The 847-nt window shown below is 58.3% G+C and carries 1 protein-coding gene; it reads left to right on the top strand.

The features are described 5' to 3' along the window. The first annotated feature begins 68 nt into the window (after positions 1 to 68). A protein-coding gene (locus ACQZ5K_RS27050; protein WP_246666603.1) for an IS5 family transposase occupies positions 69 to 847 on the top strand; the annotation gives its coding sequence in 2 pieces (ribosomal slippage) (positions 69 to 395 and positions 398 to 847; 777 coding nt in all).

Here is an 847-nt window from a genome sequence, read left to right as displayed (position 1 = left end):
CTAGGACGCGTCCCCATAAACGGGGTTCATGTGGCGAGCGGATTATGATTCACTCCCCTTGAAGGGAGATCGTCATGCGCCGTCACGAACTGAGCGACGAAGAATGGGCCGTCATCGAGCCGCTGCTTCCCACCAAGAGCCGTGGAGTGAAACGCGTTGATGACCGCCGGGTGATCAATGGTATCCTTTGGCGGTTTAGGACGGGTTCGTCCTGGCGCGATGTGCCCGAGCGCTATGGCCCGCGAACGACGCTCTACAATCGCTTCTCTCGCTGGCGAAAGGCAGGTGTCTGGGATCAACTTCTTGATGCCGTGTCAAAGCGTTATGCGGGTGACATCGTGATGATCGACAGCTCGTGCGTTCGCGTTCACCAGCACGGTGCCAACGCTAAAAAGGGGGCTCTGCCGATCCTTGCATGGGACGTTCCCGTGGCGGCCTGACCACCAAAATCCATGCGCTCGTGGATGCCGATGGGCGGCCTGTTCGTATGGAGCTGACCGCAGGTCAGGCTGCCGACGCTCCCATGGCGGAAAAGTTGCTGAGCGGATTGCGGCCCGGTGCGACGCTTCTTGCGGACAAGGCTTATGACACCGACGCGATCCGTCGCTTTGCCAAGCAACGGAAATGCTGGGCAAACATTCCCGCCAAGGCCAACCGCAAACAGACCTTCAGCTTCAGCCGCTGGGTCTATCGTCAGCGCAACCACGTCGAGCGTTTTTTCAATCGTATCAAACAGATGCGCGGACTTGCCACAAGATATGACCGCCGGGCCGACAACTATCTGGCAGCACTCAAGCTCGCAGCAATAAGGATATGGATTGCATCATTTAACGAGTCCGCGCCCTAG

It is taken from the genome of Agrobacterium sp. 22-226-1, from assembly GCF_053522345.1.
Note: the sequence above shows the minus strand (reverse complement) of the source record. Positions and strands in the feature narration are given on the sequence as shown.